Origin of the sequence: Actinomadura rudentiformis (genome assembly GCF_008923185.1) — a bacterium.
In the GTDB taxonomy this organism is placed as follows: domain Bacteria; phylum Actinomycetota; class Actinomycetes; order Streptosporangiales; family Streptosporangiaceae; genus Spirillospora; species Spirillospora rudentiformis.
In genome coordinates this window covers 136,854-143,869 of record NZ_WBMT01000031.1, presented here as the reverse complement: position 1 = coordinate 143,869, position 7,016 = coordinate 136,854, and the positions used below count along the sequence as shown (strand labels likewise).

At 71.7% G+C, this 7,016-nt stretch carries 5 protein-coding genes; 3 read left to right on the top strand and 2 right to left on the bottom strand.

Going from position 1 to position 7,016, the window contains the following annotated elements:
- Positions 1-35: 35 nt before the first annotated feature.
- Positions 36-1,370, bottom strand: a complete 1,335-nt coding sequence (locus tag F8566_RS46090) for an ABC transporter substrate-binding protein (protein WP_151570148.1) — start codon at positions 1,368-1,370, stop codon at positions 36-38.
- Positions 1,371-1,415: 45 nt separating this feature from the next.
- Entirely contained in the window at positions 1,416-2,681 is a 1,266-nt protein-coding gene (locus F8566_RS46085; protein WP_151570146.1) for an ROK family transcriptional regulator, read from the bottom strand.
- A gap of 101 nt (positions 2,682-2,782) precedes the next feature.
- On the opposite strand from F8566_RS46085, the gene F8566_RS46080 reads away from it, so the two are divergent.
- Genes F8566_RS46080 through F8566_RS46070 form a run of 3 tightly spaced genes read left to right on the top strand, consistent with a single transcriptional unit; the run spans position 2,783 to position 6,974 of the window.
- The gene (locus tag F8566_RS46080) at positions 2,783-5,053 is read left to right on the top strand and encodes an alpha-N-acetylglucosaminidase (protein WP_151570144.1); all 2,271 of its coding nucleotides are present in this window, start codon (positions 2,783-2,785) and stop codon (positions 5,051-5,053) included.
- Positions 5,050-5,952 (top strand): N-acetylmuramic acid 6-phosphate etherase, encoded by a 903-nt coding sequence (locus F8566_RS46075; protein ID WP_151570142.1) that lies wholly within the window; start codon positions 5,050-5,052, stop codon positions 5,950-5,952. The genes F8566_RS46080 and F8566_RS46075 overlap by 4 nt, the downstream gene beginning before the upstream one ends.
- Complete coding sequence (locus tag F8566_RS46070; protein ID WP_151570140.1) at positions 5,949-6,974, top strand: N-acetylglucosamine kinase; 1,026 nt, start codon at positions 5,949-5,951, stop codon at positions 6,972-6,974. Before F8566_RS46075 ends, F8566_RS46070 begins: the two co-directional genes overlap by 4 nt.
- The last annotated feature ends 42 nt before the right edge of the window (positions 6,975-7,016 follow it).

The window sequence follows — 7,016 nt, the reverse complement described above, 5'->3', positions numbered from 1 at the left end:
GGGAGTCCGCCGCGGTCACACCATGAGCCGTCACCTCATGAGCCATGGTGTCCGTCCCACGACTTCTGCAGGGAGCTCAGGAAGTCGTCGGTGGTCATCTTGCTGCTGATCAGGCCCTGGACGCCCGGCGTCAGCTTGTCGATCATGCCCGGGGAGGCGAAGTCGGGGAACGGGACGATCCCGTTCTTCTGGGACACGGGCCCGAACGCGGCGGCGATCTCCCCGCGCAGGCCCGTGGCGCCGACGTCGGCCTTGGGGTCGACGGGCATGAACCCGGTCTCGAACTGGATCTTCGCCGCTTCGGGCGAGCTGAGGTAGTCGAGGAACGCGGCGGCCACGTTCGGGTGCTTGGTCTTGGAGGAGATGGCGTAGGCGACGCTCGCGCCCGAGGCGACCGAGGGCGCCCCGCCCGCCGCCGAGGGCAGGAGGAAGAAGCCGACGTTGTCCTTCAGCTTGGACTCCATCATCGCGGCGGTCCAGTTGCCCGTGATGATGAAGGTGTTCTTGCCGTTGGCGAAGTCGGCCTGCGCGTCGGTGTCGGCCGTGGCGTTCGACGACGGCGGGATGTACCCCTTCTTCACCCAGTCGATCAGGGTCTGGGTGGCCTTCCGCGCGTCCGGGGTCTCGATCGTGGCCTTGGGCTGGCCGTACACCCAGGAACGGTAGGCGGAGACGTCGCCGGTGACGTTGAGCAGCGCGTTCCAGACCTGGAAGCCGCCGACCTCGAGCCCTCCGACGCTCAACGGAGCCTGACCGGCGGCCTTGGCCTTCTGCATCGCGGTCTCGAACTCGGGCAACGTCCGAGGTGGTTCCTTGACGCCCGCCTTGGCCAGGAGCGACTTGTTGTAGAACACGCCCAGCACGGACATCGCGCCAGGTGTGGCGTACAGGCTGCCAGTGCCGAACTGCTTGGCCGTCTTGTCGGAGCTGAGGACTTCCAGGCTCGACTTGGGGAACTTGGTGTCCCAGCCGTAAGCCTTGGCCCACTGGTCCAGGTTCAACACCAGGCCGGCCGGAACGAGGGAGTTCATAGCACCGGGGTTGTACTGGGCGATGTCCGGCGGCGCACCCGACGACATGGACAGCTTGATGGACTTGACGTAGTCCTTGAACTGCGTCTGCTGGGGCTTGATCGTGACGTTCGGGTGCTTCTTGGTGAAGCCCGCGATGAGCGCCTTGGTCGGCGGGTCGTCGGTGTAGGCCATGGTGAGCGTCACCGGCTCGCTGGGAACGGTCGTCGACACGTCGATGTTCTTCGTCGCCCCCGCGTCCGGGCTGCTGCTGCCCGCGCAGGCCGTCAGGGCGAGCGCCGACGCGGCGCCGAGCGCGACGAACGCCGCTCGGCGGCGGGCTGGTGCCGTCATACGCATGGATGTTCTCCTTCGTCGGGATACCGGTGCCGGCCGATCGGGGGATCAGCGGTGCAGGCCGAACTTGGTGCGTTCGATCTCGTCCAGTGAGTGGCGCAGCGCGCCGTGGACGACGGCGTCGTCCTGGAGCGCCGAGACCTCCAGCGCGGGCTGGTCGAGCGGCTCGCCGGACAGGTGGCCGCGGACCGCGGCGAGCAGCGGATCGCCGCACCGGGCCATCGGGCCGCCGATGACCACCAGCCGCGGGTTGAGGATCGCCCGGATGACGCTGACGCCCTTGGCGAAGCGCCGCGCGACCACGTCGATCGCCGCCAGTGCGGCGGGCGTGCCGGCGGCGACGGCGTCCAGCACGGCGTCGAACCCGCGCTCCCCCGCGGCGTCGATCCGTGCCCGGAACGCGGTGTCGTCATCGCGTTCCGCGGCCGCGACGGCCAGGCGGACGATCTCCTCGCCACCGACCCGTTGCTCGAACGGGCCGAGCCCGTGCGGATGGCGCGGCGCGGGCACCGCGGTGGGGCCCGTCCCTTGGTCGCCTTGGCCGCCTTGGTCGTCGCAGAACAGGTCCAGGAAGCCGACGTCGCCCGCGTCGTTGGAAGCCCCGCGGTACAGCTCGCCGTTCAGCACGATCCCGGCGCCGACGCGTTCGCCCCAGTGGACCATCACCAGGGAGTCCTCGCGCCGCTCGGTGCCCCGCCACCGCTCGCCCTGGGTGGCGAGTTTGACGTCGTTGTCGAGGTAGATCGGGCAGCTGAGCACGTCCTTCAGGCGGCGGACGAGGATGTCGCCCGCCAGGCCCGGCATGCTCGGGATGAGCTTGACGATCCCGGCTTCCGGGTCGACTATGCCGGGCGTTCCCACCGAGGCGAACCACACGTCGCCGGCCGCGACGCCGGCGGAGGCCAGCGTGCGACCGGCCGTGACCAGCAGCGCCTCCACCGCCTCCGCGCCGCCCACTCCGGCGCCGAGCTGCACCACGTCGGTGGCGGCGACCGTCCCGGCGAGATCGGCGACCGCGACGCGCAGGTCCTGCGGGCTGATGGAGAGGCCGAGCACGTAGCCCGCCTCCGCCCGGAACCGGACGAGCTGCGCGGGCCGCCCCGCCCGGGTGGAGTCGCGGTCCAGGGAGCCGAACTCGACCAGGCCCTCCTCGACCAGCGCGTTGAGGGAACGGGTGACCGCCTGCCGGGACAGACCCACGGCCTTGGCCAGCGCGGACACGCTCATGTTGCTCTCGGTCCGCAGCCTCCGCAGGATCGCGGCGGCGTTGACCTCCCGCATGAACTGCGTGCCGGCGGCGACCAGATCCTCCATGAGCCCGCCTCCCTGACGTCGACCACCCGTGCCGTGGCCGGTACGCTAGCATATTAATTATGGACCGTACGGAACTAATTCGCCAAGGGGTGTGACCTGCGATGACGTCCGGCAGCGGTGAACAGCCACCGCCATGGGCGGGTGCCGTCCACGGGCTCGCCCGGCGCGTGCTCGGGCCCGTCGCGGGGTCGCTCCGGCTCGTCGCACTCGGCGGCACGGACGTTCGCGACGGCACCGGCCGCCGCGGCGGAGTGCACCGTCGTTGCCAAGCGGACCGCCGCTATGAGTACGAGGCGGGCGGCGGCGTGCTCACCGTCGCCGCCACGGACGGGGTGAGCGCGTCCGTCGGACTCCATCACTACCTGCGGGAGCGGTGTGGTCTGTCCGTTGACTGGGACACCGTGCTGCCGTTGCCGCTGACGTCGTTCCCGGAAAGCCCGCTGCGGCGGGGCTCGGCACGGGTCAAAGAGGGCTACTACCTCAACTTCTGTACGTTCAGCTACACCATGCCGTACTGGGACTGGTCCGACTGGGAACGCGAGATCGACTGGATGGCCCTGCACGGCATCACCATGCCGCTCGCCATCACCGGCCATGAGGCCGTCCTGCGGGCCGCCTACTCCGCCCTCGGCCTCGACGATGAGGCGATCCGCGACTTCCTCGGCGGGCCCGGCTACCTGCCGTTCCAGTTCATGGGCTGCCTGGACGGCTTTGCCGGCCCGCTCCCCTCGTCCTGGATCGAGAGCCACCGCGAGCTGGGCGCCCGCATCCTCGACCGCGAACGCGCCCTCGGCATGACGCCCGTGCTCCCGGCCTTCACCGGGCACGTCCCGCGTGAGATCGCGTCATCGGCGCGGGCAGGGCGCCGCGACTGGCAGGGGTTCGAGACCTGGGTCCTGGACCCGGCCGATCCGCTGTACGTGCGGATCGGCGCCGAGATCACCAGCGCCCAGATCGCGCTCTTCGGCACCGATCACCTCTACGCCGCCGATCCGTTCATCGAGATGATCCCGGTCGACGCCGACCCGGCCTTCCCGGGAGCCGTGGCGGCGGCGACGCTCAACGGGCTGCGCGCCGCCGACCCGGACGCGGCCTGGGTCATGCAGGCCTGGCCGTTCTCCTACCAGCGCGGCTTCTGGACCGACGAGCGCGTCACCACCTTTCTCGGCTCGATCCCCGGCGACCGGATGCTCGTGGCTGATCTGTGGGCGGAGCACGATCCGCAGTGGGAGCGCCTCGACCAGTTCGCCGGAAAGCCGTGGCTCTGGTGTGCGCTGCTCAACTTCGGCGGGCGCACCGACCCGGTCGCCGATCTTCGTGGCGTGCCGGCCGCGGTCGAGGCCGCGCTGGCGGCGCCCGACCCGCCCACCGGGCTCGGCCTGGCCATGGAGGCCACCCGCAACAACCCCGTCTTCTTCGAGCTCGTGACCGACCAGATATGGAACCCGGTCACCGATGTCGACGCGTGGCTCGACGCCTTCGTGACCCGGCGCTACGGCGGGCCGGGGGCGTGGACCGCACCGTTGCAAGTCGCCTGGCGGGGGCTCGTGGAGAGCATCTACGATGCCCGCGGCCTGCGGATCTTTCCCGAGCAGTTCAACGGCGTCATCACTGCCAAGCCCTCGTACGCGCGGATGCCCGGCGCCGTCGCGGAGTTGCGGGCCGAGGTCGACCAGGCCCTCTGGTACCGGCCGGCCGTGCTGGCGGAGGCATGGGAACGCATGGTCGAGGTGGCGGAGCACCACCGAGACCTCGTGGACGGGCCACTCGGCCACGACCTCGCCGAGGTGGGCATCGCGTTCATGGCCAGGGTCGCCGACCGGCTCTACCTCGACGTCATCGAGCAGGCCGTGGAACGGACTGCGCCGCCGGAGGCCGGCCGGTTTCTGCGCGTCTTCGACGATCTGGAACGGATGCTGGCCGCGCGGCGCGAGTACACCTTCCAGCGCTGGGAGTCGAAGGCGTTGTCGTGGGCCACGAACGCGGCCGACCGCGACGTCCTGGTGGAGAACGCCCGCCGCATCATCACGGCCTGGGGCCCGACGGCCAGTCCCCTGCTCGACGACTACGCCGGACGGCACTGGGCCGGGCTCGTGGGCGGGTACTACCGCGACCGCTGGGAGTTGTGGGCGCGCGGGCTCGGCGCCGCCCTCGCCACACCCGGCGGCGACCACGAGGCTGAACTCCAGGAACGGCTCCGCGACCGCACCGAGGTCTTCCTGCGGGAGGGACCGGCGCCGGCGCCGCCAGACCTGGGCGACCTCACGACGGAGTCGCGCCGCCTGGTCACCGCCTATGCGGTCACCGCGTACGCGGGCCAGGCGGGCTCGCCCATCCGTCCGTCCGACCACGATCGACGAGGAGCACGATGACACAGGCGCTTCCACCGACGGAGCACCGGAACCCACGCACCACCGACATCGACACGCTGGGATCCCGCGACGTCCTCCGCCTTCTGGTCGACGAGGACGCCCATGCGGTCGAGGCGGTCCGCGCGGCGGCCGGCCCGCTCGCGCAGGCCGTGGACGAAGCGCATCTCCGGCTCGGCCGGGGCGGGACCGTGCACTACTTCGGCGCCGGTGCGTCAGGGCGGCTGGCGGTGCTGGACGCCACAGAGATCACTCCGACCTTCGGTGCGCCGCGCGGCCTGTTCACCGCGCACTTCGCCGGCGGGTCGGCCGCCGTCGCCGACTCCTCCATCGACCGCGAGGACTCCGAGGCGATGGGCGCCGCCGACGCCGAGGGCCTCAACGCCGGCAGCGTGGCGGTCGGGATCACCGCGTCCGGCACGACTCCGTACGTCGCCGGCGCGCTCCGCACGGCCGGGGCCGCCGGTGCGCTCACGGTGCTGGTCACCTGCAACCCGGGGGCGCCGTTGCGCGAGCTCGCCCAGATCAGCGTCGTCGCCGACACCGGGCCGGAGGCACTGACCGGCTCGACCCGGCTCAAGGCGGGCACCGCGACCAAAGTGATCCTGAACGCGTTCTCGACCGCGCTCATGATCAAGGCCGGCCACACGTACGGCAACCTCATGGTCGGCCTCGTCGCCACCAACGCCAAGCTCGATGACCGCGCGCTGCGCCTGCTCGCCGACGCGACCGGCCTCGACGCGGCGACCTGCGCCACGGCGCTCGCCGAGGCCGACGGGCATGTCCCGGAGGCGCTCCTGCGGCTGCTCACCGGCTGCTCCCCCGAGCAGGCGAAGAGCGCGCTCCACGATCACCCGGGCGTCCGCGCGGCAGCGGCCGCGCTGGACGGGCGTGACCGATGAGCCAGACCGGCCTGACCGGCCCCGCCAATCCTCCTGATCACGCCGGCCTCGTTGGGGTCGACGTCGGCGGCGGAGGGATCAGAGTGCGCGCGGAGTACGCGGGCACGATCACGCACGGGGAGAACGCCATGCCCGTGCCTCGGGACAAAGGCAGGGTCGACCTCGAACGGCTCGCGCCGCAGATCGCCGCCGTCATCGAGAAGGCGGCTCCCGGCGCCGGTCGTTTCACGAGCATGGCGATCGGCATCACGGGGCTGCCCGGCCTGGTCATGGACCCGGCCACGCTGTGGCGCGGCCTCCGGGACCGTTTCGGCCTGGACACGCTCGTCGTCGCCGGTGACGCGGTGACCACGCACGTCGGTGCGCTCGGATTCCGGCAGGGAGTGGTCGTGGCCGCGGGCACCGGTGTCATCACGCTCGGCACCGACCTCGGCGGCACCTGGAACCAGTCCGACGGATGGGGGTATCTGCTCGGTGACCACGGCGGCGGTGCCTGGATCGGCATGCAGGGCCTGCACGCCGCCCTGCGGGCGCACGACGGCCGGGTCGGCGGGTCGCCCGCCCTGCGTGACCACATGACCGCGCGCTTCGGCCACCCCCTGGATCTGGTGGCGCTCGTTCACGAGTCGGACTCGGCGGCCCACCTGCTCGCGTCGTTCACCCCTCTGGTCGCCGAGGCGGCGCGCGCCGGGGATCCGGTCGCCCGGCAGATCTGGAACGAGGCGGGGCGCCAGCTCGGGCAGACCGCGGTGGCCGCCGCGTCGGGGCTCGATCCGCTCTTCTCCTGGGGCGGCCGGCTCTTCGAGGCGGCCGGCCTCCTCATGGAGCCCTTCCAGGACACGATCCGGATGATGCTGCCCGCCGCCCGCTTCGTCCAGCCGCACGGGACCTCTGCGGACGGCGCGCTCGCCCTGGCGCGCGCGGCCGCCGACGGATCAGTACGTCCCCACTCCCCCTACGTGCACGTCTTCACGGCCGAGCGTTCACCGATACCGGCCGAGGACTCGATCAATCAAGCCTGACCCGGGAAGCCTCCGCCGCCCGGCGCCGCACCCGGGGCGTTC

Excerpts from the sequence above, each read along its gene's own strand:
- F8566_RS46090 (WP_151570148.1), bottom strand. The coding sequence starts at position 1,370 with ATGCGTATGACGGCACCAGCCCGCCGCCGAGCGGCGTTCGTCGCGCTC.
- F8566_RS46085 (WP_151570146.1), bottom strand. The coding sequence starts at position 2,681 with ATGGAGGATCTGGTCGCCGCCGGCACGCAGTTCATGCGGGAGGTCAAC.
- F8566_RS46080 (WP_151570144.1), top strand. The coding sequence starts at position 2,783 with ATGACGTCCGGCAGCGGTGAACAGCCACCGCCATGGGCGGGTGCCGTC.
- F8566_RS46075 (WP_151570142.1), top strand. The coding sequence starts at position 5,050 with ATGACACAGGCGCTTCCACCGACGGAGCACCGGAACCCACGCACCACC.
- F8566_RS46070 (WP_151570140.1), top strand. The coding sequence starts at position 5,949 with ATGAGCCAGACCGGCCTGACCGGCCCCGCCAATCCTCCTGATCACGCC.